Here is a 25612-nt window from a genome sequence, read left to right on the forward strand (position 1 = left end):
TAGGTGTGATGCTGCGCTTGATTCACAGGGGCCTGGCCCTTGCCGTCGTCCTGCCGCTGATGGTGCTTGTCCTAAGCGGCGCCGTGCTGTCGGTGATCCCGGCTTGGGAAAGAGCTGGGGCGATATCGCCAGACAGCATGAGCGTCGCCGACCTCGCCGGCCGGATCGCCCACAGATATCCTGGCGTCGAGCAGATCAAGCGACTGACCTCCGGCAAAATCATCGCCTTCTACTCCGGACCAGCCGGCCCGGCCGCGAGCGTGGTGGACCCTTCCAGCGGCGAGCCGGTTTCGGACTACGTGCGCTCCCCGTTCGAGCGCTGGATGACAAACCTGCACCGCTCGTTCTTTCTGAGCGATGGCGGACGCATGGCCGCAGGCGCGAGCGCATTCGCCATGCTTGTCCTGGCGCTGTCCGGTCTGCAGATGACGGCCCGGCGCATGGGAGGGTGGCGGCATGTTCTCGGCCGCTCCCGTGGCGGCGGCATGCAACGCCTGCATACCGATCTCGGTCGGCTGGCGGCCGTCGGGCTCGTGCTGTCGGCGATGACGGCGCTTTATCTGTCGCTCACGACGTTCGGACTGATCCCGGACGGCACGGCGCAGCTGTCCGCATTCCCGAGCGTGACAAGCAGCGGCCCGGCTCTTCCGGTCGAGCAAATCGAGGCTTTGCGTGGCATCGATCTTTCTCAACTGCGTGAATTGACGTTTCCCAACGCCGCGAATCCGAACGATCTCTTCCATCTGGTCACCGCTGCAGGCGAGGGCTACGTCGACCCGGCCAGCGGAGAGATGCTGGGCTGGCAGGACAATTCGGTCGCCCGGCAGATCTACGAATTCATCTACATGCTACATACCGGGCAAGGGCTCTGGTGGCTTGGGTTGCTGCTCGGCGTCAGTGCCCTCGGTGTGCCGGTGCTCGGGTTGAGCGGAGCCGTGGTGTGGTCGAGCAGGAAGCACGCTCACGCTCCCATCAGCGACAACGTTCCTGCCAAAGATGCCGACACCGTGATCCTGGTCGGCAGTGAAAGCGGCAGCACATGGGGCTTCGCCTGCACGCTGCATGCCGCGCTGACGTCCAACGGGCACAGGGTTCACGTCGCTCCAATGGACAGCTTGTTGCGATCCTATCCGTCGACCCAGCGCATGTTCGTGCTGACGGCAACCTATGGCGACGGCGCAGCGCCGGCGACAGCCGGCGCATTCCTCAAACGCCTCGACGCGATCACCGCGCCACCGCCTTTTCCGGTCGCAGTCCTCGGCTTCGGTGATCGGCAATTCCCGCAATTCTGTCAATTCGCCCGCGACGTCGAGGCGGCCCTGGCGCGTAAAGGCTCGCGATCGTTGATGCCGCTGGACACGATCGACCGCCAGTCTGCGCAAGAGTTTGCGCGGTGGGGCAAGGCCCTGTCGGATGTCATGGGTGAGGACCTTGTGCTGATCCATGTGCCGGAGCGGCCGCGGACTCATATGCTAACGCTCATCGAACGCATCGATTACGGCGCGGAGGTGCAGGCGCCCACCTGCGTGCTGCGCTTCGCGCTGCCAGGACGTGGCATGTTCGCGCGCCTCATGGGGCATGGCTGGCCGCGCTTCGCCGCAGGCGACCTGATCGCGGTTCTGCCGCCGGACTGCAACTTGCCGCGCTACTATTCGTTGGCAAGTTCGACCCGTGATGGCTTCGTCGAGATCTGCGTCCGCAAGCATCCGGGCGGACTTTGCTCTGGTCTGCTTCACGGCCTTCAGCCGGGCGACAAGGTCGAGGCCTTCGTGAAGGCAAATCCCGCTTTCCGTCCGGCACATGGACGAAAGCCGGTGATCCTGATCGGCGCTGGCACCGGCATAGGTCCGCTGGCAGGATTTGTTCGTGCCAACGGCGGGTGCCAGCCGATGCATCTGTATTTCGGCGGGCGCGATCCAGCCTCTGACTTTCTCTATGAGCGCGAAATCGATGGCTGGCTCGGTGAGAAACGATTGACGAGCCTCACCACTGCCTTCTCGCGCGTGAAGGGCGGCGGCTATGTGCAGGATCGCCTGCGCGGTGACGCGGATCGCCTGCGCGCGCTCATCACCAACGGAGCACAGATCATGGTCTGTGGCGGGCGCGACATGGCAGCGGACGTCATGCAGGCGGTGGCGGACGTATTGGCGCCCCTGGGTCTGACGCCTGTCGCACTCAAAGCCCAAGGGAGGTATGTTGAAGATGTCTACTGACCTGCACCGTCATGTATTGAGCGGCGCCACCATGGGAACGCGCTGGTCGGCGCTGCTCTATGCACCGCCGTCGACCAATCTTGCCGCGCTGGAAACCGCATTGGCTCACGCCGTCGATTGCGTCGACCATCAGATGTCCACATGGAAGCCGGACAGCGACCTGATGCGTTTCAATGCAGCGTCGCCGGGCACCTGGGAATCCTTGCCGATTGAACTCATGCGGGTCTTGGAGCGGGGAGTTGCAATCGGACGCGCCTCGGACGGAGCCTTTGACGTCGGGCTCGGAACTCTCGTCAATGCCTGGGGTTTCGGACCTCCCTGTTCGGCGACAGATGCGCAAGCGCTTCGCGCGGCTCTTCGCGAGCGGCTGCCACCAACCCACACTGTTCTTGAACTGGATGTGCCGGAACGAAGGGCGCGCAAGCACAGCCACTTCGCCCTCGATCTTTCGGGTATCGCCAAGGGTTTCGCCGTGGACGAGATGATGCGCGTGGTCGAGTGCTTCGGCGTCTCCAATGCGCTGCTCGGTCTCGATGGAGAGTTGAAAGCGCGAGGCGCCAAGGCAGACGAATCCTCGTGGCGAGTAGCGGTGGAAGCGCCTGACTATGAACTACGCGGTCCGCTCGGCGTGATCGAATTGCGTGATGCGGCGGTCGCGACCTCGGGCGACTATCGGCGCTGGGTCGATATCGGGCGAAAGCGCCTCTCTCACGCGATGGACCGATCGCGCGGCGGCCCGGTAGACAATGGAATTGCGTCGGTTTCAGTCGTTGCCGCCAGCTGCATGGATGCCGATGCTTGGGCCACTGCGCTCATGGTTCTCGGTCCGGAGCGAGGCAAGGCCCTGGCGCTGAAGCAAGGCCTCGATGCGCTGCTGATCCAGCGGCAAAACGAGACGTTCTCAGAGATTCCTGTCGGTCCCTTGTTCCATGAGCCTCGGGGCGCGCGGCAGGAAATGAGCCGGCACGAACGAGTGCCGGCTTTCTGAAACGGCCGGACGGTGGCGCCGATGTCCCGCCACAAGGATCTCCCGGTGCGCATGGTGGCCATTGCGGGCGAGAGCTCAGGCCGGCCGCCATCTCCACGATGCCAAAGGGGGCCGTTTGATCGCGGGGCCAGTTGTCCCTTTCAAAATGCGTCGTTCATTTCAGCGATCCGCCAGGGCCTCGGCTCCGGCGGCGAGCTCGACGATCTCATTTGTTATCTCTTCCTGCCGGAGCTGCTGCTCACGCTGTCCAAGCGTGACGAGGCGGGTCCCGATGTTGTGCCGGGCTGCCGTCATCGTCATCATGCGTGCCTGGTTTTCGGCTTCATAGGAATGCATGGCTGCCTCGCAAAGCCGGGCATAGACATACTCGGCCGTGAGTCGTTCGAGCAATTCCCGCGGCTCGAGTGTTGTCAACGGCGGCAGAGTCTCGGAGTCACTGGCAAAGCGCGCAAGATCAAGTGGAAGCAGCGAGTAGCGTTCAATCTGGACGCCGACGCCGGAGATTGATCGCGGCACGATCATTTGAACGGTTGATGGCGTACCGCTTGCGATCTGCGCGTACAAGGCGTCGGCGATGTTGTTCGCAAGTGAAGGAACAGCATCCACGTGGCTGGCCATCGGAGTCGACCAGGACGGGTTCAACCCACGCTCGCGGGCGATGACAAGGCCACGCGTTCCAATCAGGAATGTCGTTGCGTTTGCGAGATCGCCCCCTGCAGCGTTCAAAACACGTTCGCTGAATGCGCCGGCGAAGCCCTGTTCCGCGCAAAAGAGGATCACGCCGGTTGTCGCTCTTCTTCTTTCCGGCAGATGTCGAAAATCTGCCGGCAGCAGCGTCAGGGCCTGTCCGATGGCCCGGGAAACGACAGCGCTGTAGGAATCGATGCCGTCAAGGAGGGAGCGTGCTCGCTGCGCGCGCGACGCGGCGATGCCGCGCAAGGCAGTGACCACGGCCTCCAGTTGACGGACGTTCTGGATTTGGGCCGAGATCTCAGCGAGCCGTTCCACCATCATTCAGATCCGATCGGCGCGCGGTCGGGCACACTTGGCGGCAAGCCCCGTGAGCGCCGCTGTCATGGCTGCTCTCTGCGGGTCATCGAGTTCGCCTGTCCGCTCGATGGCCGCCACGGCCTCCTTTGCCTCCTTGTCGATCCAGGACGAGAGTTCGGTGCGAAACCTTGCGATGTCGTCCAACGCCACGCGGTCAAGAATGCCGGTCTGCAGCGCCGTGACGAGCGCGACCTCGTCCGCCAAACGAACCGGCGAATATTGTGGCTGGGCCAGGATGCTCCGGATGTGTCGCCCGCGAGCGATCTTGTCCTTGACTTGGGTGTCGGTCACTCCGCCAAAGCGCGTGAACATTTCCAGTTCCAGAAATTGCGCGTAGTCGAGGCGCAGAGCGTGCGCGGCTTCGCGCAAGGCTGGAGCCTGAGTCTTTCCACCCACTCGGCTGACGCTTGTGCCGACATCGACGGCCGGCTTGTGACCTTCGTGGAAAAGACGCGCATCGAGAACGATCTGGCCGTCGGTAATCGATATCAGGTTGGTCGGAATGTAGGCGCTGAGATTCCCGCCATCGAGTTCAGCGATGGGCAGCGCGGTCAGCGAACCTCCCCCGGCCGCCTTGGAAAGCTTTGCCGCCCGCTCCAGCAGCCTGGCATGAACATAGAAGACGTCGCCGGGGTAGGCCTCGCGACCGGGCGGTTGGCGCGTCAGCAAGGCGATTTCCCGATGGGTGGCCGCATGTTTCGTCAGATCGTCGATGGCCACCAGCGCATGCTGGCCACGGTCGCGGAAGTATTCGGCGATGGTGAAAGCGGCGAAAGGGGCGATCCATTGCAGGCCGGGCGAAGCGGAAGCGCCGGCAACGACGAAAATGCATCGCTCGGGAGCGCCGTGTGCCTGTATCGCCTGTATCGCCCGCTTCACGGTCGACGACTTCTGACCGATAGCGACGTAGACACAAACGATGTCGCTGAACTTCTGATTGATGATGCAGTCGATCGCTATTGCCGTCTTGCCGATTGCGCGATCGCCGATAATGAGCTCGCGCTGGCCGCGGCCGAGCGCGAACATCGAATCCAGCACAAGAATTCCGGTCTGCAGGGGCTCGCTGACAAGGTCGCGATCGATGATCGACGGTGCCGGCCGTTCGATCGGCTCATATGCGCCCGACTCGATCGGTGCTCCGCCGTCCAGAGGACGCCCCAGCGGGTCGATCGTCCGGCCGAGCAGAGAAGGTCCGACGGGGACGCGGACCACTTCGCCGCTGCCGTGCACCTGATGGCCCGCCTTGAGGCCTGCGGGGTCGTCGAGCAGGACGCATCCGAGCAGATCGCGGTCGAGCGTGGTGGCGTAGCCGACCTGTCCGTGCTCGAAGCGTACGAGCTCATCAAGACGCACATCGGGCAGGCCTGACACCAATGCGATCCCATCGGCAACGGATTCCACGCAGCCAATCTGCTCGGTTACCGGTGCAAGCGTCGCAGCATCAACGCGCGCCTCGGCTTCCCGTAGCCAGCTGTCGAGAGGGGCGATGGCCGTCATCGGTCCAGCTCTCTTCGAATGATCTCGAGGTCGGCCTGCCAGTTGTTGCGCACGACGATATTCCGGCCTCTGATTTCGAAACCAGCGATGAGCCTGGAATCGCACGAGAGACGTATCGGTGGCTCACTGCCGAACGCTGCGTGGATCGTCTCCCGCAAGCTGGCCGCCTGCTCGTCATCCAGTTTCGCCGCTGCGACGACGTCGAGCGGGTGAGCCGGATCCGATCCCGCAAGGCGATTGCGCGAGTCCACCGTCAGCCGGCCCAGTTCAGCACCAAGACCATCGAGAAAAGCGGAGAATGCAGCGCTTGCTGGAAGCCGTTCTAGTAGTCGGCGTGCAATCCGCACCGAGAGCTCGCTCGCTCGATCGAGCACAGCGTGCTGCATGGCGATGCGCTCTTTTTCGATCGCGACTGCCGCATCCTTTCGGTGCTGATCGAGCTCGCTCGACAGTTGGGCGAGCGCGGACGCTTTCTCGGCCTCCGCGTCCTTGCGGGCCTGTGCGAGCAAGCGATCGCGCTGCGCGTCGATCCCGGCGCGGAGTGTCGTTGCTTCGGCGCGAAGGTCCCCGGCCTCCTTTCGAGCCGCGTCGGCGTCCGCAAGGAGCTTAGCCGCCTCTTCTCGCCGTTTCGCTACAAGATCGGCGACCGGACGAAAGAAGAACCGGCCCAGGATCCAGATGAGGATGAGGACATTGACGGTCTGGAGCGCCAACGTCCACCAGTCGATATGCATATCGGCCTAATGGATGAAGGGGTTGGCGAACAACACGAGCAGCGCGATGACGAGACAGTAGATTGCCATGGTTTCGATCATGGCAAGACCGACGAAGAGGGTGCGCGAGATCGTCCCCGCCGCCTCGGGCTGCCGGGCGATGGCATCCATTGCTGCGGCGACCGCGCGACCTTCGCCAAGTGCCGGCCCAATCGCTCCAAAAGAGACCGCCATGGCCGCTGCAAAGATGCTGACAATCTCGATCCAGTTCATGATGACTTCCCTTTCGTGGGAGCGCGTCCCTCGTTCAACGCGCTGCCGATGAATACCATGGCGAGAACGGTGAAAATGTATGCCTGAACCGCGCCGGTCAGGAGATCGAGCGCCATGAGCGGAATAGGCACGAGTAGACCGGCAAGGGACAGAACAATGCCGACGACAAAAACACCGCTCATCACGTTTCCGAACAGGCGCACGATCAGCGAAAACGTTCGCGTGAACGTTTCGACGATGTTCAGGGGAACCATGATGAAGGTGGGCTCGGCGAAGGTCTTGAGATATCCGACCAGCCCCCGTGCCCGAACACCGAAGTAGAAGATGGCGACGAACACGATGAGCCCCAGCGCCGCATCTGTTTCAATATGCGCAGTTGGCGGCTCGACACCGGGGATCAGCGAGCACCAATTTGCCGCCAGAATGAAGAGAAAGAGCGTACCGATCATCGGGACATATGGCGCCGGCGCCACGCGCATGGTCTCGTGGACTTGATTTTCGATGACGTCGACAACCGTCTCGACGATCGCCTGGGCAGCGGTGGGCCGCAGCGAGAGCGAGCGCGTGGCGAGCCAGCCACCCACGCCGAGGATGGCCATGAGCCCCCAGGTCACGACGACGGGCTCGGTGACTGCGACTGGCTCAATCGTGAACACGACCTTTGCGGTCAGGGGTGAACCGATCATCGTCGCGTCTCCGGCCGAAGAAGTCCGTTTCGCGCGGTCAGGAGGCCGAGGGTCCCGGCAAGGAGGGGCATCGCTCCAAACGATTTGGTGACGAGCACCATGGCTCCACCTGTCGCAGCGAAACGAAGCAATTGCAGTCCGAGCGAAGAGAATGGCTGGCCACCGATGAGGAAGCCTACGTTCCATCGCAAGGAGGCGAAATGCAGCAGCCCCAGCAGGCCACCAGCACCAATCCAGCCAGCTGCCTCAGCAATGAAGAGATAGTCGTGCATGACGGCATGGCTCATTGCTGATGCATCCATCGCCAGGCCGACCAGCAGCCGGCCGCCACCCCGAGCAAAAGGAGCGGCGCGCTCCAGAAGATGCCTGTCCCGAGCCAACGGTCGATCCAGCGGCCGACGAACAGGCCAATCAGCGTAGGTGCGACGATGATCCAGCCGAGCACGCCGATCTGGCCGACAAATCGCACCACCGATGAGTCGCCATCGCTACGCCAAGACTCCCATCGCGCGCGTCGGTCGCGGACCGCCTTGGTCAATCCATCAGGAGTGGGATCGCCGTTCGGCTTCGAACCGACCATCACGAGCCGCCCTCCATCAAACTCCGCTTGTCGGGACGCAGGTAGTGGACGATCTGTCGGATGGCCTTCATCTGCAGTTGGAGATTCTCCGTTCGGGACGCGCGCTCGGTTTCGCTTCGTTTGCGAAATTCATCGAGCACGATCACTTCAAGGCGATCGAGATCGTCGCCGGCAATCGCCTCGCGTGTGGCGATGGCGATCTCGGCGCCGCCGGTCACGGAAAGCACGCCCCGCCGCACCGCACAGTAGCGTAGGCGCCTGTCGGCGCCTTGCCAACTGACCACCGAGATGTTCAGAGCAGTAAGAAGGTCGGCATGACCTGCGAGAATTCCAAAGCTGCCGCTGTCGTCCTCGGCGCGAACGCTCGAAACGTTTGCTTCGTCGATCACGATTGCAGTCGGTGTGGTGATCAGGAGCCTCATCTCGCCGGCTCCTCGGACTTTTCCTGAGGCTGCCTGGCCCTCGCGTCGTCGATGCCGCCGATCATATAGAACGAGCTCTCTGTCCACTGATCGCAGTCACCGCCAAGGATCGCCTGACAGCCCTTGAGCGTCTCTGCCAGGGGAACCGAGCGGCCAGGCACACCCGTAAACGCCTCGGTCACGGAAAACGGTTGAGTGAGAAAACGCTGCAGGCGTCGGGCACGTGCAACAGCCAGCCGGTCCTGAGCGCTGAGCTCTTCGATTCCGAGCAGCGAGATGATGTCCTGAAGTTCTCGATAGTGTGCAATCGTCTCGCGCACCTCTTCGGCGATCCGATAGTGCTCGTCGCCAACCACAGTCGGATCAAGCAGGATGGAGGACGAGTTCAAGGGATCGACTGCGGGATACATGCCCTCGGCGGCCATCGTTCTCGACAGCACGATCATGCTGTCGAGATGACTTGAGATCGCGGTCACCGCCGGATCGGTGAAGTCGTCGGCCGGAACGTAGACCGCTTCGATGGCGGTCACCGAGACGCCCGAAACCGAGGCGATGCGTTCGTGCAACGCGGCGACTTCCGTGGCAAGGGTCGGCTGATAACCGACGCGCGACGGCAAGCGCCCGAGCAGGCCGGACACCTCGCTCCCGGCCTGCACGAACCGGAACACGTTGTCCATGAGAAGCAGAACGTTCTGACGCTTCGTGTCGCGGAAGTATTCGGCGATCGTCAGCGCCGTCAGCCCGACACGCCAGCGGGCACCCGGCGGCTCATTCATCTGGCCGTAAACCAGCACGCTGCGATCGAGCACCCCGGATCGGCGCATTTCCAACAGCAGCTCATGCCCCTCGCGGGAGCGCTCGCCGATCCCGGCAAACACGGAAATGCCCTGGTAACTCTGAACCATGGCGTGGATCAATTCCATCACCACCACGGTCTTGCCGACGCCGGCGCCGCCAAACATTGCGGCTTTACCACCCTGCGGAAGCGGCGCCAGAAGATCGATGACCTTGATGCCCGTTTCGAAGATCGCCGTGGCCGGGCTCCGTTCGCCGAGTGGCGGTGCGGAATTGTGAATCGGCGCGCGCGCCAGATCGTCGGGCAATGCGGGGCCGTTGTCCCGCGTGCGCCCGGTCACGTCGAGCAGGCGCCCGAGCACTGCGTCGCCGACGGGAACGCTGATCGGTCCACCTGTCGATTGCACCCGCGCACCCCGTTTCAGACCGGCAGTTGCCTGTAAGGCGACGCCGCGCACCGTCGTCTCGTCCAGGTGGGCCTGAACCTCAACGATCAGGATTTCGGGCAGGTCCCAATCCACCAGAAGCGCGTCGCCTAGCTTGGGGAGCTCGGCGGCGGGGAACTCCACGTCAACCACGGCGCCGCGGACCGCGAGTACCCGGCCTTCTGATTGTATAGAAAGCGCCATGGTGATCCGTCGGAAAATGTCAGTCTTGCACGTTGCTACCGCGCTGACGGCTCTCAGCCTTGATCAGAATCAACGAGCGACTCCCCCTTTCTTGGGCACACATGATCTTGATCGAACTGCGTCGAACAACGTCAGGGCGTACAACTAGAAGCATCATGACAGAGCTGACGAAGATTCCGATGCAATCAAATCCTGCCGTCAAACCGGCAGAACTCTCGATCACAATCCGCGGGTCCTAGGTTCGCCCACCAGGCCTCACCCGGTTTCTCCAGGGATCGACGACCGGCCGAGCTCTTCCAGGGCCTGTCGCACCGACTGGACAAGGTCCAGCGCCACCGGCGAGGGGCTGCGCTGCGGCGGAAACACCGCGGCAAATTCGAAGTCGATGCGCGGCGCGAAGGGCCGCATCACCACGCCACGGCCGTCGAATTCGCGCGCGGTGAACGGATCGCAAATCGAGACGCCCAGTCCCGACGACACCATCCCGCACATGATTTCCGACAAGGTCGTCTCGACCCGCAGCACGCGCCTGACATCCTCGCGATGGAAGATCTGATCGATCAGATGCCGGCTGGTGGAGCCAGACGACAGCGAAATGAAGGTCTCCCCATCGAAGTCGCGCGGCACCAAGATCGCCTTCGCGCAAAGCCGGTGGCCTGCCGGGAGAACGGCGACGCGCGGCAGCGCCGGCAGCTTGATGCTCGGCAGCCCGGCATGGGCGATCGGCACCTCGGCAAAGCCGACGTCGCATTGCGCGTTCAGCACCCAGTCGATCACGATCGGCGAGATCACGCCGAAGAAGGCGAGGTTGAGGTTCGGGCGCTCCTGCAGGAAGTGGCCTGCGAGCCGCGGCAGATAGCCATTGGCAAGCGCGGGGAGCGCGGCAATGCGCAGCGTCCCGGTGCGCCGGCCACGGATCTCCTCAGCGGCCGCGGTGATGCGATCGAGCCCGACGAAGGAGCGCTCGACCTCCATGTAGAGCGCCGTCGCTGCCGCGGTCGGCACCAGGCCGGTGCCGCGCCGCTCGAACAGCTCCATCTTGAGCAGCGCCTGCAGGTCGCGCAGCAGCCGGCTGACCGCCGGCTGCGTCACCGCCATCAGCTTGGCTGCCTCGGTGACGCTGCCGCTCAGCATCATCGCCCGGAAGGCTTCGACCTGCCGCGAGTTGATCCGCGCCATACGTCCTTACATCCATAACATTTACGTATGAATAGGGTGCCATTATTCATTGGACGATCAAAGCCTCTGCTGCGATCTTTTTTGGCAGGGTGAGGGAAGGCTCGTTTTTTAGGCTCTTCAGCTCCGGTTTCCTGGATCTGCGGATGCCATCGGGCAAGCCGATCTCCCTGGGGCGGTTTTTTTATACCGTCTCGTATCCAAGATGATGGAGATCGGTCCAATGAAGCACCCTAAACTCCTGATGGCGGTCAGCGTCGCTGTCCTGGCCTCGGCCTCGCAGGTCTGGGCTCAGCAGAAGACGCTCTATGTCGCCGGTTATGGCGGCTCGTTCGAGAAGACGATCCGCGAGGAGGTGATCCCGCCGTTCGAGCAGGCCAACGGCGTCAAGGTCGAATACGTCGCCGGCAACTCCACCGACACCCTCGCCAAGCTGCAGGCGCAGAAGGGCAACCAGCAGATCGACGTCGCGATCGTCGATGACGGCCCGATGTACCAGGCGATCCAGCTCGGCTTCTGCGACAAGGTCACCGGACTGCCCGGCGATCTGCTGGAGGTCGCGCGCTTCAAGGATGACAAGGCGGTCGCCATCGGCCTCGTCGCCACCGGCCTGATGTACAACAAGAAGGTGTTTGCCGAGAAAGGCTGGGCCGCGCCGACCTCGTGGAACGATCTCAAGGATCCGAAATACAAGCAACTGCTCGTCATTCCGCCGATCAACAACACCTACGGCCTCAACGTGCTTCTGATGCTGGCGAAGATGAACGGCGGCAGCGAGAGCAATGTCGATGCCGGTTTCAAGATCTTCAAGAATGACATCAATCCCAACGTATTGGCCTACGAGCCGTCGCCCGGCAAGATGACCGAGCTGTTCCAATCGGGGCAGGCGGTCATCGCGGTGTGGGGCAGCGGTCGCGTGCAGAGCTTCGCCAACACCGGCTTTCCGGTCGATTTCGTCTATCCGAAAGAAGGTGCCGTGAGCCTGCTGACGACGGCGTGTCCGATCGCCAAGCCGTCGGTCTCGCCGCTGGCCTCGAGCTTCATCAAGCTGCTGCTCGATCCGAAGATCCAGCTCACGATGCTGAAGGAATATGGCTACGGCCCGGTCGTGAAATCCGTCGTGATCCCCGAGGGCGTGGGCGCGATGGCGCCGATCGGCGAACGCGCCGCCAAGGTCTATGCGCCCGATTGGAGCGTGGTCAACGAGAAGCGCGAGGAATGGACCAAGCGCTGGAATCGCGAGGTCGAGCGCTAACCGGTTGCTTGTTGCGAGCCTCTCTCGTTGACGGCGGTGTTCTCCCTTCCCCTAAAGGGGAAGGGAGGTGCACCGTGCGCGGAGCGCCAGTATTCCTCGCCCATCTGGATCCAAAGCATGTCCCTCCTCGAACTCGACCGCGTCGGCAAGTCCTTCGGCCCCAACACGGCCGTCGAAGAGTTCAGCCTCGGCGTCGCCAAGGGCGAGTTCATCTCGTTCCTCGGCCCCTCCGGCTGCGGCAAGACCACCACGTTGCAGATGATCGCGGGCTTCCTCGATCCCTCACATGGTGCGATCCGCCTCGAGGGCAGGGATCTCGTCGCGGTGCCACCGGCGAAGCGCGGCCTCGGCATCGTGTTCCAGAGCTACGCGCTGTTTCCTCACATGACCGCCGCCGAGAACGTCGCGTTCGGTCTGGAGATGCGCAAAGTCGCGCGCAAGGAACGCGAGGAGCGCGTACGATCGGCGCTCGCGCTGGTCGGCCTTGCCGGCTATGAGGACCGTCATCCTCGCCGCATGTCCGGCGGCCAGCAGCAGCGCGTTGCGCTCGCGCGCGCGCTGGTGATCCGGCCGAGCCTGCTGCTGCTCGATGAGCCCCTGTCCAATCTCGATGCGCGCCTGCGCGAGGACATGCAGATCGAGCTGCGCCAGATCCAGCGCGACCTCGGCACTACGACCATTCTCGTCACCCATGATCAGATCGAGGCGATGTCGCTGTCCGACCGCATCGTGGTGATGAGCAAGGGCAGGATCGAGCAGATCGGCACGCCGCAGCAGGTCTACGAGCAGCCGGCCTCGGTCTTCGTCGCGCAGTTTCTCGGCAAGACCAACGAGTTTGCCGCGACTGTGGATTGCGCCTCCGGGCAGGCCAGGCTGGTCGCGGGATCGTGGAGCGCGCCGGCGCCGGCCGGCGTCGCCGGCTCCGTCGCCGTCAGCGTCCGGCCCGAGCGCATCGGCTTCGGCGACGCCGGTCTTGCGGGGCGCATCACGAGCCGCATCTTCCAGGGCAATCACTGGCTGTTCCAATGCGACACCGAATGCGGGCCGGCGATCGTGATCCGGCAGAATGACGGCCAGCCGCAGCCGGAGCAGGGCGCAGCGGTGCATCTCGTCTGGCAGGTCTCGGACATGAGCCTGCGCGCCGCGAAGGCTGCAGCATGAGCGCGACCATCGCGTCCAACCCATCGGAGACGCGGGCCGGGCTTTCCCTGGCGCTGCCGGCCTTGATGCTGTTCCTGGGCGTCGTCGTGATCCCGCTGGCCATGACCGTGATGCTGTCGTTCCACGATTGGGGCCAGTACAAGGGCATCGAGCCGGTGTTCATCCTGAAGAACTGGCGCGAGATCGTGGACGATCCCTACTACGCGGAGATGTTCTGGCGCACCTTCCGCGTCGCGGTGCTGGCGACCCTGATCACGGCGGTGTTCGGCGTGCCGGAGGCCTACATCCTCAACCGCATGCAGGGGCCGTGGAAGGGCCTCTTCCTGCTGGTGATCATCGGCCCGCTGCTGATCTCGGTGGTTGCGCGCACCCTCGGCTGGGCGCTCCTGTTCGGCGGCAACAACGGGCTCGCCAACAAGCTCCTGATGTCATCAGGCCTGATCGATTCGCCAATCAGGTTCATGTTCACCGAGACCGGCATGGTGATCGCGCTGGCGCATGCGATGATGCCGTTCATGGTGCTCGCGGTGTGGACCGCGCTGCAGCGGCTCGATCCGCAGGTCGAGAACGCGGCACTGTCGCTGGGTGCAGGCTCGCTGACGGTGGTCCGCCGCATCGTGCTGCCGCAGATCATGCCGGGCGTGCTGTCAGGCGCCATCATCGTGTTCTCTCTGTCGGCGAGTGCGTTCGCGACGCCGGCGATCATCGGCGGCCGCAGGCTCAAGGTCGCGGCGACGCTCGCCTACGACGAATTCCTCAACACGCTGAACTGGCCGCTCGGCGCCGCGGTTGCCGTGCTGCTGCTGATCGCGCTCGTCCTGATCGTCGTCGGCTCCAACGCGCTGATCGAGCGCCGCTACCAGGAGGTGTTCCGATGAGCAGGAACGGCCCTCTGGCGCTGATCTTCCATGCCGTCTTCGTCGTCTTCATGGTGGCGCCGATCGTCGTCGTGTGCTGGGTCGCGTTCACGCCGGAAGGTTTTCTGTCGATCCCGATCACCAGCTTCTCGCTGCGCTGGTTCAGGGCGCTCGCCGACTATCCGGAATTCGTCCACGCCTTCGGCGTGAGCCTGTGGCTCGGCGCGCTGTCGTCGTGCGTGGCGCTCTTGTTCGCGGTGCCGGCGGCGCTGGCGATCAGCCGCTATCGCTTCCGCGGCCGTGACGCGCTGTCGGCGCTGTTCCTGTCACCCTTGATGATCCCGCACGTCGTGCTCGGCATCGCCTTCCTGCGCTTCTTCACCTCCGTCGGCATCGGCGGCACGTTCGTGGCGCTGGTGATCGCCCATGTCGTCGTGGTGTTTCCGTTCGCGCTGCGGCTGACGCTTGCCGCCGCGACCGGCATGGACCGGTCGATCGAGATGGCCGCGATCTCGCTCGGTGCCGACGGCTGGACCATGTTTCGCCGCGTCACCTTGCCCGCGATCCTGCCCGGCATCGTGAGCGGCTGGATGCTCGCCTTCATCCAGTCGTTCGACGATCTGACCATGACCGTGTTCCTGGCGACGCCCGGCACAGAGACCTTGCCGGTGCGCATGTTCCTCTACATCCAGGACAACATCGATCCGCTGGTGACGTCGGTGTCGGCCAGCGTCATCGCCGTCACCATGACCGTCCTGATCCTGCTCGATCGCTTCTACGGGCTCGACCGCGTGCTGACCGCCAAAGGCGGCGACGCCGGACGATAGGAGACCTTATGACGAAAGACTATGACGTCGCCGTCGTCGGCGGCGGCCTGCTCGGCTCTGCGATTGCCTGGGGGCTCGGCCGGCTCGGCCAGCGCGTCGCCGTGCTCGACGAGGGCGACATCGCCAAGCGTGCCTCGCGCGCCAACTTCGCGCTGGTGTGGGTGCAGAGCAAGGGCCTGGGCATGCCGGCCTACACCGGCTGGACGGTGCGCGGTTCCAAGGCGTGGCCGAAGCTCGCCGAAGAGCTGAAGGCGCAGACCGGCCTCGACGTGGTGCTGCAGCAGAACGGCGGCTTTCATCTCACCCTCGGTGAGGCCGAGTACGAGCAGCGCACCCAGCTCGTCGCGCGCATGCACAATCAGGTCGGCGCCGCCGACTATCAGATGGAGATGCTGCCGGCGTCCGAGGTGAAGAAGATGCTGCCGCTGATCGGCCCGGAGGTCTCCGGCGGCAGCTTCTGTCCCTATGACGGCCACGTGAATTCGCTGCGCACCTTCCGCGCCCTGCACGCCGGCATGAAGCAGTTCGGCGTCGACTATCTGCCGGAGCGCGCGGTCGGTGCGATCGCGCGTGACGGCAATGAGTTCAGGCTGACGACGGCGCAGGGCGAGATCCGCGCGGCCAAGGTCGTGCTCGCGGCAGGAAATGCCAACCAGACCCTGGCGCCGATGGTCGGGCTGTCCGCGCCGATGGGACCGACGCGCGGCCAGATCGTCGTGACCGAGCGCACGATGCCGTTCCTGCCGCATCCGCTGACCACGATCCGCCAGACCGACGAGGGCACGGTGATGATCGGCGACAGCAAGGAGGACGAGCTCGACGACCGCGTGCAGAACTTTTCCGTCAACGCGGTCATGGCCGATCGCGCGCAGCGCACCTTCCCGCATCTGGCGCGGCTCAACGTCGTCAGAAGCTGGACCGGCATCCGCGTGATGCCGAAGGACGGCTTTCCGATCTACGAGCAGTCGGAGACCCATTCCGGCGCCTTCGTCGCCTGCTGCCATTCCGGCGTGACGCTCGCGGCGAACCACGCCTTCGACATCGCGCGCATGGTCAAGGACGGCGCGCTCGAGCCGGAGCTGATCGGCGCGTTCACCGCGAAGCGCTTCGAGAACGCGGCCGGAGCCGGCGGCAGTGGCTACTACTGAGAGATGACGGCGCAAGGCGCCATGGAGACGATGATGTTCAAACGAGCTGAGGGTGATGCGAGGGGACCGGTGACGATCCATGTCGAGGGCCAGCCGATTGCCGCGCGCGAGGGTGACTCCGTGTCGGCGGCGCTGCTCGCCTCCGGCCTCGACGTCCGGCGCGCCACCGCGGTGAGCGGCGCAAGGCGGCTGCCTTATTGCATGATGGGCGTGTGCTTCGACTGCCTCGTCACCATCGATGGCGTCGGCAACCGGCAAGGCTGTCTCGTGCCGGTCGCCGAGGGCATGCAGATCGAGATCCAGAAGGGCAAGCGGGAGATCGGCAAATGAGCGCGGCGCCGAAGCATGATGAATATGACGTCGTGGTGATCGGCGCCGGTCCTGCCGGGCTGGCCGCGACGGCCGCGACCGCCGGCGCCGGCCTGTCGACCTTGCTGCTCGACGAGAATGCGGGCCCGGGCGGGCAGGTCTGGCGCGCGATCCATTCGACGCCGGTGAAGCGCGAGGCGCTGCTCGGCACCGACTATTGGTCGGGCGCCGAGATCGCGAAAGCCGCGGAGACCAGCGGCGCTGAGATCATCCCTCGCGCCACGGTGTGGAGCCTCGATCGCAATCTCGAACTCGGTGTTTCCATCGGCGGCGGTTCGGCCTTCATCAAGGCGAGGCGAGTCATCATCGCGACCGGGGCGCAGGAGCGGCCGTTCCCGATACAAGGCTGGACCCTGCCCGGTGTGATGACGGCCGGTGCCGCGCAGACGATGCTGAAATCGTCCGGGCTGGTGCCGGATGGTCCGACCGTGATCGCCGGGCAGGGGCCGCTGCTGTGGCTGCTCGCGGCGCAGATCCTGCGCCTCGGCGGCCGCATCGACCGCATTCTCGACACCACCCCGCGCGCCAACTACATCGCGACGCTGCCTCATGCCTTCGCGTTCCTGACCTCGCCCTATTTCGGCAAGGGGCTTGCGATGATGCGTGAGGTGCGCGCCAAGGTGCGCATCACCAGCGCTGTGACCGAGCTCGTGGCAGAGGGCGATGACGAGCTCTCGGCGGTCAGCTACGCCACGGCGGGCGGCAAGCGCGAGACGCTGGCGGCCGAGTTGCTGCTGCTGCATCAGGGCGTGGTCCCCAATGTGAATCTCGCGATGGCCGCCGGCGTGGAGCATCGCTGGAACGAGCTGCAACTGTGCTGGACTCCGGTGCTGGATGCCCTTGGTAACAGCTCCATTCCCGGCATCGCCATTGCCGGGGATGGCGCCGGCATCGGCGGCGCGCAGGCGGCGCCGTGGCGGGGCCGTATCGCGGCAGCAAGCGCCATCAAGGCGCTGCGGCCCCAGGCACAGGTTCTGGACCATTCAGCGCAGTTGAAACGTGCCGAGCGCGGTCGCGCCTTCCTCGACGTTCTATTCCAGCCGGCAAAGCAGTTCCGTATTCCTCAAGGCGACACCATCGTGTGCCGCTGCGAGGAGATCACCGCCAGAGATGTGCTCGACTCCGTCGCGATCGGCGCCACCGGACCGAACCAGCTCAAGGCCTATCGCCGCACCGGCATGGGGCCGTGCCAGGGCCGGCTGTGTGGCCTCACGGTCACCGAGCTGATGGCGCAGGCGCGCGGCAAGACCCCGCAGGAGATCGGCTACTACCGGCTGCGCGCGCCGGTGAAGCCGATCATGCTGTCCGAGCTCGCAGGCCTGCCGAAGACCGAAGAGGCGACCAAGGCCGTGGTGCGCGGATGACGGTGAAGACGGATGCCATCATCGTGGGTGGCGGCATCCACGGCTGCTCCACCGCGCTGCATCTGTGTCTCGCCGGGCTGAAGCCGGTGCTGATCGAGAAGGATTATGCCGGCCGCCACGCCTCCGGTGTCAACGCCGGCGGCGTGCGGCAGCTCGCGCGCGACGTCGCGGAGATTCCGCTGTCGATCCGCTCGATGGGCATCTGGGAGACCCTCAGCGACCTCGTCGACGATGATTGCGGTTTCGAGAGTTTTGGCCAGGTGCTGGTCGCCGAGAACGATTCGGAGCTCGACGCCTGCCGCGTCCGCGTCGCCGATCTCAACGCACGCGGCTTCAGCCATGAGGAGCTGATCGACGGCTCGGAATTGCGTCGCCTCGTGCCTGCCGTGGCGGAGAGCTGTCCGGGCGGCGTTGTATCTCGCCGGGACGGCGCGGCGCAGCCTGCGCGCACCACGACGGCGTTCCGCCGCAAGGCTGAGCAGCTCGGCGCGCTCATTCGCGAGGGCGTGGCTGCGACGAACATCCGCAAGGACGGCAAGCTCTGGCATGTCGACGTCGGCTCCGAGACGTTCGCCGCCCCGGTGCTGGTCAACGCCGCGGGCGCCTGGGCGGGACGGATCGCCGCGCAATTCGGCGAGCCGGTCCCGGTCGAGACCATCGCGCCGATGCTGATGATCACCTCGCCGGTGGCGCACTTCATCGATCCCGTCGTGATCCTGCGCGGCCGCAAGCTGTCGTTCAAGCAGTTCTCCAACGGCACGGTGCTGATCGGCGGTGGACACCTCGCCATCCCCGATCAGGACCGCAACGAGACCGTGCTCGACTGGCGCAAGCTGTCGGAGAGCGCGCGCACCGTCGCGGAGCTGTTCGCTGTCATGCGCAGCGCGACCATCGTGCGCGCCTGGGCCGGCATCGAGGCACGCATGCGCGACGACATTCCGGTGTTCGGGCCGAGCGCCGTTCACGACGGGCTGTATCACCAGTTCGGCTTCTCCGCGCACGGCTTCCAGCTCGGCCCCGGCGCCGGCGCCGTGATGGCCGAGCTGATCGCCCACGGCGGCACGCAGACGCGCATCGGCGGTCTCAGCGTCGCGCGCTTTCAGACTTCCACTCTTTCATCAACGACATGAGGACATGATGACGATCACCCGCAAGATCCGCTCCGCCATTCATCACCGCATCGTCGAGGCCAACGGCTTCGTCTTCATTGGCGGCACCATCGCCGACGACACCTCGGTGTCGATGAGCGAGCAGACCCGCAACATCCTCGGCAAGATCGACGGTTTCCTGAAGGAGGCCGGCACCGACAAGACGCGCGTCGTCTCCGGCCAGATCTTCGTCACCGACCTGTCGAAGAAGAAGGAGATGGATGCGGCCTGGACCGCGTTCTTCGGCGACGACCTGCCGGTCCGCGCCACGGTCGGCGTCTCCGATCTCGGCGGCGGCGCGCTGATCGAGATCGTGGTCACGGCCGTCAAGGGTTGAGCATCGCGCCGCATCGAGCGGTCAATCGATCACGCGCGGGGCTCGCTCCGCGCGTGATTTGCTTTTCGGTCCAATTCGATCGAACATCAGCCTGTCCTTCCATTGCACGCGCCGAAAGCCGACATCATGAATGAAGAGCGTAGCCTGCCGCGTCCATCTGCTGGCCTGAAGGCGGTGTTCGCTCACATCGAGAATCAAAAGCAGGATTTCCTGGCTCGCGTGATGGACTATGTCCGGCATCCCTCGATCAGCGCTCACAGTGTCGGCATCGCCGAGGTCGCCGCGCTGCTGGTGAGGATGCTGCGGGAGATCGGACTCGATGCCGAGACGGTGCCGACGGCAGGACATCCGATGGTGCTCGGACGCTGGCAGAAGAAGCCGGGCGCACCGACCGTGCTGCTCTACGGCCACTACGACGTGCAGCCGCCGGATCCGCTGGAGCTGTGGCTGAGCCCGCCGTTCGAGCCGACCATCCGCGACGGCCGCATCTATGCGCGCGGCATCGGCGACAACAAGGGCCAGCATTTCGCGCAGCTCATGGCGATCGAATCCCATCTCCGAGTGCATGGCGAGCTGCCCTGCAATGTGATCTTTCTGCTCGAAGGCGAGGAGGAGATCGGCAGCCCGCGCATCGCCGATTTCGTCGCCGCCAACAGGGACCGGCTGAAAGCCGACTTCGTCGTCACCGCGGACGGGCCGATGCACCCTTCGGGGCGGCCGACCATGACCTATGGCGTGCGCGGCATGTGCTCGTTCGAGCTGCGCGCCAGGCACGCCAGCCGCGACGTGCATTCCGGCAATCTCGGCGGCATCGTGCCGAATCCGATCTGGACGTTGGTCCACCTGCTCGGGACGATGAAGAATGCCGCAGGCGAGATCACCATCGACGGTCTGCATGATGCGATCGTGCCGCCGAGCGAGCTGGACATTGCGGCCGTGAAACGCCTGCCGCTGGATCTCGATGCCGCCAAGGCGAGCCTCGGTCTCAGCCATCTCGATGCGCCGCCCGATCGCGGCTACTACGAACGCCTGATGTTCCATCCGACGCTGACCATCAACGGCTTGCACGGCGGCTATGGCGGACCGGGCAGCAAGACGGTGCTGCCCTGCGAGGCGTTCGTCAAATGCGACATCCGCCTGGTCGAGGCGATGACGCCGGACGACGTGCTGGCGAAGGTGGAGGCGCATGTGAAGCGCCACGCGCCGGAGGTGGAGTTCATCCGGCGCGGCGGCATGCTGCCGTCGCGCGTGCCGCTCGATTCGCCCTTTGGCGCGATCGTGCGTGATGCCATCGCGCTCGCCCAGGGCGTCACACCGCTCGAATTTCCGTGCACCGGCGGCAGTCTGCCGGACTACGTCTTCACCAAGATCCTCGGCGTTCCCGCCTTCGTCGTTCCCTATGCGAATGCCGACGAGGCCAATCACGCGCCGAACGAGAACATGACGATCGACTGCTTCTACAATGGCATCCGCACCGGTGCGGCACTGCTCGACCGCGTCGGCGCGCGCGAGCGCTGATGCCGGCGGAACGTCCATCACGATCCCGCGTGCAGTGCGGGAGGCGTCATCGCGCGGCCACGAACGGATGGCAAGCACACGCTGGTCCGTCGCGTTGCGGGCGAATCGGCCGCACGCGGCGAGATCGCGCATGGATTAACGCAGTTGATATCGCCTAGTCTCGGAAGGGATTAGTAAACGCCGCTTCAGGGCTCGGAGCTGCCACATGCACGACCCCGTTGACCAGCCGAGTGATTCGGCAAGTTCCGCTTCGCCATGCGCGCGCGATCAGCGCAGCGCTCCGGAACACCCCGCCGCGGTTGCTGTGATCCAGCTCGACCACGCGCCCGCAATCGAACCTGAGCCCAATGTCGATCAGGCTGCACAAAGCCCTGGCGCTCTCGGTCGGAAACGGTCCGATGGCGCGCATCTTGTCACACCGACGATGTGGCGTTGAGAAGGTTCCGTTCTTGGCGGAGATCGAACTTGCGCCGTTCGGCGACGAGTTCCTGAAGAACACCTTCGCCACCGACGCATTCGATCAGTTTGAGATCGCCCACTATTTGAGATCGCCACCTACAAGTCGCTGCTCGCGTTGCGCCGCGCCGACGATGTCGAGGAGGTCCGCGCGCCGCTCGAGCAGTCGCCGCAGCTGGAGCAACGGATGGCAGAGTGGGTCCACTCCAATGTCGGGAAGGTCACGGAATTCGTGCGTGCGGGAGCGTCAGGCGGCGTAGTCTAACGGTATCTCGGTCGGGATATGGAACCCGGCAGCGCGATGACAACCTCCGGTATCATCCGGATACCCACGACTCTCCTGATCTAGTAAGTAAAACCTAGCCCTTCTTGGGGCGTTTCCTCCCTGGACTTGGGCCGCCTGCACTTCTTGTGTCGGCGGCCTCTTTCTTTCAGGGGCTGGTCGGGTGCTCTGGCCCCGCAATCGGCCCCATGGGTGTTCCGTCCAGATCGTCCCAGCCGTTCAACAGTTTGAGCTGGCTCCGGAACGGCTCACCGCGGCCGCGCTCGGCCGGCATGCTGTTTTCGTTCGAGGAGCTGATCGCCTATACCAGCAAGGACGAGACCCTGATGCCCGGCGAGTTCATCGGCTCGGGCACGGTCGGCAATGGCTGCGGTTGCCGACGACGACAACCAATAATGACAATCAGAGAGGACCGCCCATGGCCCGCAAGCTGATCGACATCTCCGTGCCCTTGCAGAACGATGTGCCCGCCGATCCGCCCGGCAATCATCCGACCATCACCTATATCGACCATCAGCAGGGGCTGCCGCGCATGCTGCAGTTCTTCGACGGGCTGAAGGCCGAGGACCTGCCGGATGGGCAGGGCTGGGCGGTGGAGCAGGTGAATCTTTCGACCCACAACGGCACGCATCTCGATGCGCCCTGGCATTTTCATCCGACGATGAATCGCGGCGAGCGCGCCTGGACCATCGACGAGGTGCCCCTGGAGTGGTGCCTGCAGCCGGGCGTGAAGCTCGACTTCCGTCATTTCCCCGACGGCTATGTGGTGACCGCGAGGGATGTCGAGGATGAGCTTAAGCGCATCGGCCACACGCTGTCGCCGCTGGAGATCATCGTCGTCAATACCTCGGCCGGCGCGCGCTTCGGACAGGCCAACTACGTCAATTCCGGTTGCGGCATGGGCTATGAGGCGACCATGTATCTGCTCGAGCGCGGCGTGCGCCTGACCGGCACCGACGGCTGGAGCTGGGACGCGCCGTTCGTGTTCACTGCCCAGAAATATGCCGAAACCCACGATGCCGCCTTGATCTGGGAAGGCCACAAGGCCGGTCGCCACATCGGCTATTGCCACCTGGAGAAGCTGCACAATCTGGAGCAGCTGCCGTCGACGGGGTTCACCGTGTCGTGCTTCCCGGTCAAGATCGAGCGCGCCTCGGCCGGATGGACGCGGGCGGTGGCGATCATCGAGGGGTGAGGAGGTGATGGCATCTGACTGTCAAATTGCGCCCCTCTTCCAGGGCGTCATGGCAGGACGGGGTGACTAGTGAGAAGCGTGCCGTGGCAATGCAGGGAGAGATCAGTCCCCTAACACGCTGCCAGGATTGAAGGCGATGGGGATGAGCTAACAACTGCACGCCAGCATCACCTCGTTCCGCCGCAGCATGGGTAAGGTCCAGGGCGGATTGTAGAAGGCGAGCAGCGGTGCGCCGGACACGGCCAGTCCCTTCCGTTGCGCGTAGTCGCGCAGCGCGCGGGTTTTTTCGGCCAGGATGCCATCGGAATAGGAGCCCGAGAAGGTCAACGCGACCATGCGCTGTGCCGGGACGGGCGTCAGCTTGATCCTGCGGTCGGTCGGCGGCGGCAGCGTTTCCAGCGACCAACTCGACGGCATCACGAAGCTGACGCTCCAGCGGTCGCTGTTCCCGCTATCCGTCGGTGGTGTGCCGCTGGCCTGCTGCTGCACCGGCGCCGTCATCGCGATCTTCGCCTTGGCCCGGTTGGCGCCGAAGATGTAGCCGGCGATGATGCGAAAGCCTTCCTCGATCGCCGGCTTGCGCGCACCCTGCACCTCGGCCTGCGCAATGATCATCGGCGCATAGGCGCGGATCTCGAAGTCGCCGTCGCGCTTCACCACGTCATACTTGGGATGTTCGACCCGGCTCATAAGCGGCCCTGCGGCAATGGCGGCGCCGGCGAGGACAAGCACGGTGGCGCCTGCGAGCCAGATCAGCATGCGGCGTCTCCTGGGTGGTGTCGGCTCGGTCATGGCGGTTGCGCCGTCAGGTTTGAGTAACGAGGAAACGCGAGCGAAGGTCCGGCAGATCACGTACCGGGTGCCCGCCTGCGGTCGTCCTTCGCGACGCCCGACTGTAGCGTAGCCCGATGAGCGCAGCGATATCGGGGATCGCACGAGGCGTAGGGGACCCCCGGATGTAGCTGCGCTCATCCGGCCTACGCGCGTGCCGATGGTGGTGCGTGCCCGTCGGACGACTCGGGCTCGGGCGCGACAACAAGCGCCGCCCCGCACCCCCTCTCATGATCCAGATCGTGCCTGCGCCGAAAACGAAAATTCCGTAGAGCGCTCAGCACGATCACCTCTGTCCAGATCTCGGCGCAAAAATTTTCAACTTTCGTTTTATCGGAATATGTGCTCTCCTCCCTCCATCCCGCCTCATGCAGAGGGGCGTACGCGTCGTCACGATACGTTGAGGCGGGGAGCGGTGGCCGCGGGTCTGTCAGGCGCTTTTGCGCGAGACGACTGTCAGCTCGCGGACGTTCAAGCCGTGTGGTCCTGGCGCCCCGATGCTGGCGCCAAGCTCGTTTGTGACGCGAGCCGTGACAGGCCGTGTCGCGCGGGCGATGGGGGCAATCAAGCCGGTCCCCAGGGAGAGCGCGGAGCAGACGTTAAGACTGCCGCGCAGGGAAGGCCCGGTCTGTCCGGCTGAACCTGTGGTACCTGCCGCCTGCATTTTTTTGAGCAGGCGGGCCACGGGCCTCAGCCGAGGCCCGGCCTTCCCTGCGCCCTCGCGATTCCGGCGAGGGTCTCGAGCATCGCTTCGGGCGCGTGTTGCGCCGCGAGAGCGACGGCGCGTGCGCGCATGGTGGCGCTGGCATACTGGATATGCTTATCAGTTGGGGCGCCGACAGCGCTCAAGAACAACAGGCCGCCGGTCGCGACGGCTGACCCCAGGAGGACCCCAATGGCAGATACCTCACGCCGCAATCTTCTCGTTGCCGGCAGTGCCGCTGCAGCGGCCGCGATCATGGCGGACGGCCCCCCTGCCGCCGCGCAGGCCGGTCCGAAGCCGATCTTCGCCGTTCCGGCGACCACGATCCCGATCGCCGGCGAGCAAGGCGTGTTCCCGGTTCGCCGCATCTACTGCATCGGCCGCAACTACGCGGCGCATGCGATCGAGCGCGGCTCCGATCCGAACCGCGAGCCGCCGTTCTTCTTCCAGAAGCCGACCGACGCGATCCAGAACGTCGCGATCGGCGAGGTCGCCGATCATCCCTATCCGTCGCTGACCAAGAACTATCATCACGAGGTCGAACTGGTCGCGGCGCTGAAATCCGGCGGCACCAACATTCCCGCCGGGTCGGCGCTCGATCATGTCTATGGCTACGCGCTCGGCCTCGACATGACCCGCCGTGACCTGCAGAACGGCATGGCCGCCGAGAAGAAGCCATGGGAGATCGGCAAGAGCTTTGATCATGCCGCCGTGCTCGGCCCGATCCATCCGGTCTCGAAGGTCGGCCACTTCACCAAGGGCGCGATCTCGCTTGCGGTCAACGGCTCGGTCCGGCAGAACTCCGATCTCAACAAGATGATCTGGAGCGTCGCCGAGCAGATCGCGAAACTGTCCGAGGCGTTCGAGCTCAAGGCCGGCGACATCATCTATTCCGGCACGCCGGAGAATGTCGGCCCGGTCGTCAAGGGCGACGTGCTGTTGTGCAAGCTCGAGGGCCTGCCGGACATGTCGATCAAGATCGTTTGAGAGAGGGGCTGGACCACCCGTCGTGTGCAGCACGTTGACGCTGCCGATCGGACCGGAAGTCGCCGCCGCAATGCCGGTACGCGCCTTCTCCCCGGACGCGGGGAGAGGCGAGCAGCGAGCGCCGCTACGCGCGCTATCCGACAGGCGCGGC

Annotated in this window: 27 protein-coding genes; 15 read left to right on the forward strand and 12 right to left on the reverse strand. The window is 64.7% G+C overall.

All coding sequences use genetic code 11. The annotated features are described in order from the left end of the window. Positions 1-8: 8 nt before the first annotated feature. Positions 9-2213: a PepSY domain-containing protein gene (locus ACQR1F_RS02525; protein WP_434912490.1), complete on the forward strand. Its 2205-nt coding sequence runs from the start codon at positions 9-11 to the stop codon at positions 2211-2213. Further along, positions 2194-3201, forward strand: coding sequence for an FAD:protein FMN transferase (locus ACQR1F_RS02530; RefSeq protein WP_434912491.1), 1008 nt, complete (start codon positions 2194-2196; stop codon positions 3199-3201). Before ACQR1F_RS02525 ends, ACQR1F_RS02530 begins: the two co-directional genes overlap by 20 nt. Positions 3202-3360: 159 nt before the next feature. Here ACQR1F_RS02530 and ACQR1F_RS02535 read toward each other — a convergent pair whose 3' ends face one another. The 10 genes from ACQR1F_RS02535 to ACQR1F_RS02580 form a co-directional block, all read right to left on the reverse strand. Further along, complete coding sequence (locus ACQR1F_RS02535) at positions 3361-4212, reverse strand: F0F1 ATP synthase subunit gamma (RefSeq protein WP_434848129.1); 852 nt, start codon at positions 4210-4212, stop codon at positions 3361-3363. Positions 4213-4215: 3 nt separating this feature from the next. Further along, entirely contained in the window at positions 4216-5748 is a 1533-nt protein-coding gene (locus ACQR1F_RS02540; RefSeq protein WP_434848130.1) for a F0F1 ATP synthase subunit alpha, read from the reverse strand. Further along, positions 5745-6482: a F0F1 ATP synthase subunit B family protein gene (locus ACQR1F_RS02545; RefSeq protein ID WP_434848131.1), complete on the reverse strand. Its 738-nt coding sequence runs from the start codon at positions 6480-6482 to the stop codon at positions 5745-5747. The genes ACQR1F_RS02540 and ACQR1F_RS02545 overlap by 4 nt, the downstream gene beginning before the upstream one ends. A 6-nt stretch (positions 6483-6488) precedes the next feature. After that, entirely contained in the window at positions 6489-6734 is a 246-nt protein-coding gene (locus tag ACQR1F_RS02550) for a F0F1 ATP synthase subunit C (protein WP_315803755.1), read from the reverse strand. Continuing rightward, on the reverse strand, positions 6731-7417 hold the full coding sequence (locus tag ACQR1F_RS02555) for a F0F1 ATP synthase subunit A (RefSeq protein WP_434912561.1): 687 nt from the start codon (positions 7415-7417) through the stop codon (positions 6731-6733). The genes ACQR1F_RS02550 and ACQR1F_RS02555 overlap by 4 nt, the downstream gene beginning before the upstream one ends. Then, positions 7417-7707, reverse strand: a complete 291-nt coding sequence (locus tag ACQR1F_RS02560; protein WP_434912492.1) for an N-ATPase subunit AtpR — start codon at positions 7705-7707, stop codon at positions 7417-7419. The genes ACQR1F_RS02555 and ACQR1F_RS02560 overlap by 1 nt, the downstream gene beginning before the upstream one ends. Further along, positions 7704-8000, reverse strand: coding sequence for an AtpZ/AtpI family protein (locus ACQR1F_RS02565; RefSeq protein WP_315803805.1), 297 nt, complete (start codon positions 7998-8000; stop codon positions 7704-7706). Before ACQR1F_RS02565 ends, ACQR1F_RS02560 begins: the two co-directional genes overlap by 4 nt. Further along, entirely contained in the window at positions 8000-8422 is a 423-nt protein-coding gene (locus tag ACQR1F_RS02570; RefSeq protein WP_316179884.1) for a F0F1 ATP synthase subunit epsilon, read from the reverse strand. The genes ACQR1F_RS02565 and ACQR1F_RS02570 overlap by 1 nt, the downstream gene beginning before the upstream one ends. Then, positions 8419-9846, reverse strand: coding sequence for a F0F1 ATP synthase subunit beta (atpD, locus tag ACQR1F_RS02575; protein ID WP_434907370.1), 1428 nt, complete (start codon positions 9844-9846; stop codon positions 8419-8421). Before atpD ends, ACQR1F_RS02570 begins: the two co-directional genes overlap by 4 nt. A 255-nt stretch (positions 9847-10101) precedes the next feature. Beyond that, positions 10102-11025: a LysR substrate-binding domain-containing protein gene (locus ACQR1F_RS02580; protein ID WP_434837691.1), complete on the reverse strand. Its 924-nt coding sequence runs from the start codon at positions 11023-11025 to the stop codon at positions 10102-10104. 220 nt (positions 11026-11245) lie between these two features. Here ACQR1F_RS02580 and ACQR1F_RS02585 point away from each other — a divergent pair, with 220 nt between their 5' ends. The 10 genes from ACQR1F_RS02585 (at position 11246) to ACQR1F_RS02630 (ending at position 21006) form a co-directional block, all read left to right on the forward strand. Next, positions 11246-12277, forward strand: a complete 1032-nt coding sequence (locus ACQR1F_RS02585; protein WP_315803749.1) for an ABC transporter substrate-binding protein — start codon at positions 11246-11248, stop codon at positions 12275-12277. A 117-nt stretch (positions 12278-12394) separates the two neighbouring features. Then, on the forward strand, positions 12395-13438 hold the full coding sequence (locus tag ACQR1F_RS02590) for an ABC transporter ATP-binding protein (RefSeq protein WP_434912493.1): 1044 nt from the start codon (positions 12395-12397) through the stop codon (positions 13436-13438). Beyond that, positions 13435-14316: an ABC transporter permease gene (locus tag ACQR1F_RS02595; RefSeq protein ID WP_434880248.1), complete on the forward strand. Its 882-nt coding sequence runs from the start codon at positions 13435-13437 to the stop codon at positions 14314-14316. Before ACQR1F_RS02590 ends, ACQR1F_RS02595 begins: the two co-directional genes overlap by 4 nt. After that, the gene (locus ACQR1F_RS02600) at positions 14313-15122 is read left to right on the forward strand and encodes an ABC transporter permease (RefSeq protein WP_315803746.1); all 810 of its coding nucleotides are present in this window, start codon (positions 14313-14315) and stop codon (positions 15120-15122) included. Before ACQR1F_RS02595 ends, ACQR1F_RS02600 begins: the two co-directional genes overlap by 4 nt. 8 nt (positions 15123-15130) lie before the next feature. Beyond that, positions 15131-16270 carry an NAD(P)/FAD-dependent oxidoreductase gene (locus tag ACQR1F_RS02605; protein ID WP_434880247.1) on the forward strand — a complete coding sequence of 380 codons (1140 nt, stop codon included), beginning with the start codon at positions 15131-15133 and terminating at the stop codon, positions 16268-16270. Between the two features lie 33 nt (positions 16271-16303). Further along, on the forward strand, positions 16304-16600 hold the full coding sequence (locus ACQR1F_RS02610) for a (2Fe-2S)-binding protein (RefSeq protein ID WP_434880246.1): 297 nt from the start codon (positions 16304-16306) through the stop codon (positions 16598-16600). After that, positions 16597-18003, forward strand: a complete 1407-nt coding sequence (locus ACQR1F_RS02615; protein ID WP_434880245.1) for an FAD-dependent oxidoreductase — start codon at positions 16597-16599, stop codon at positions 18001-18003. The genes ACQR1F_RS02610 and ACQR1F_RS02615 overlap by 4 nt, the downstream gene beginning before the upstream one ends. Continuing rightward, complete coding sequence (locus tag ACQR1F_RS02620) at positions 18000-19133, forward strand: NAD(P)/FAD-dependent oxidoreductase (protein ID WP_434880244.1); 1134 nt, start codon at positions 18000-18002, stop codon at positions 19131-19133. Before ACQR1F_RS02615 ends, ACQR1F_RS02620 begins: the two co-directional genes overlap by 4 nt. A 7-nt stretch (positions 19134-19140) precedes the next feature. Then, positions 19141-19488, forward strand: a complete 348-nt coding sequence (locus ACQR1F_RS02625) for a RidA family protein (protein ID WP_316179892.1) — start codon at positions 19141-19143, stop codon at positions 19486-19488. A gap of 126 nt (positions 19489-19614) precedes the next feature. Continuing rightward, positions 19615-21006, forward strand: coding sequence for a M20/M25/M40 family metallo-hydrolase (locus ACQR1F_RS02630; protein ID WP_434880243.1), 1392 nt, complete (start codon positions 19615-19617; stop codon positions 21004-21006). A gap of 413 nt (positions 21007-21419) precedes the next feature. Here the strand turns inward: ACQR1F_RS02630 and ACQR1F_RS02635 are convergent, their stop codons facing one another. Then, entirely contained in the window at positions 21420-21545 is a 126-nt protein-coding gene (locus ACQR1F_RS02635; RefSeq protein ID WP_315803740.1) for a hypothetical protein, read from the reverse strand. Positions 21546-21933: 388 nt separating this feature from the next. Between ACQR1F_RS02635 and ACQR1F_RS02640 the strand changes: the two genes are divergently transcribed. Continuing rightward, a complete protein-coding gene (locus ACQR1F_RS02640) occupies positions 21934-22179 on the forward strand; it encodes a fumarylacetoacetate hydrolase family protein (RefSeq protein ID WP_410051426.1) in 246 nt (81 codons plus the stop codon). After that, positions 22164-22940, forward strand: a complete 777-nt coding sequence (locus tag ACQR1F_RS02645) for a cyclase family protein (protein ID WP_316217020.1) — start codon at positions 22164-22166, stop codon at positions 22938-22940. The genes ACQR1F_RS02640 and ACQR1F_RS02645 overlap by 16 nt, the downstream gene beginning before the upstream one ends. Before the next feature lie 147 nt (positions 22941-23087). Here the strand turns inward: ACQR1F_RS02645 and ACQR1F_RS02650 are convergent, their stop codons facing one another. Beyond that, complete coding sequence (locus ACQR1F_RS02650) at positions 23088-23699, reverse strand: SOUL family heme-binding protein (RefSeq protein WP_434880242.1); 612 nt, start codon at positions 23697-23699, stop codon at positions 23088-23090. 967 nt (positions 23700-24666) lie between these two features. Here ACQR1F_RS02650 and ACQR1F_RS02655 point away from each other — a divergent pair. Then, positions 24667-25461 carry a fumarylacetoacetate hydrolase family protein gene (locus ACQR1F_RS02655; protein WP_434880241.1) on the forward strand — a complete coding sequence of 265 codons (795 nt, stop codon included), beginning with the start codon at positions 24667-24669 and terminating at the stop codon, positions 25459-25461. Positions 25462-25612: the final 151 nt, after the last annotated feature.

This window comes from Bradyrhizobium sp. HKCCYLS3013, assembly GCF_051167615.1.
Classification (GTDB): domain Bacteria; phylum Pseudomonadota; class Alphaproteobacteria; order Rhizobiales; family Xanthobacteraceae; genus Bradyrhizobium.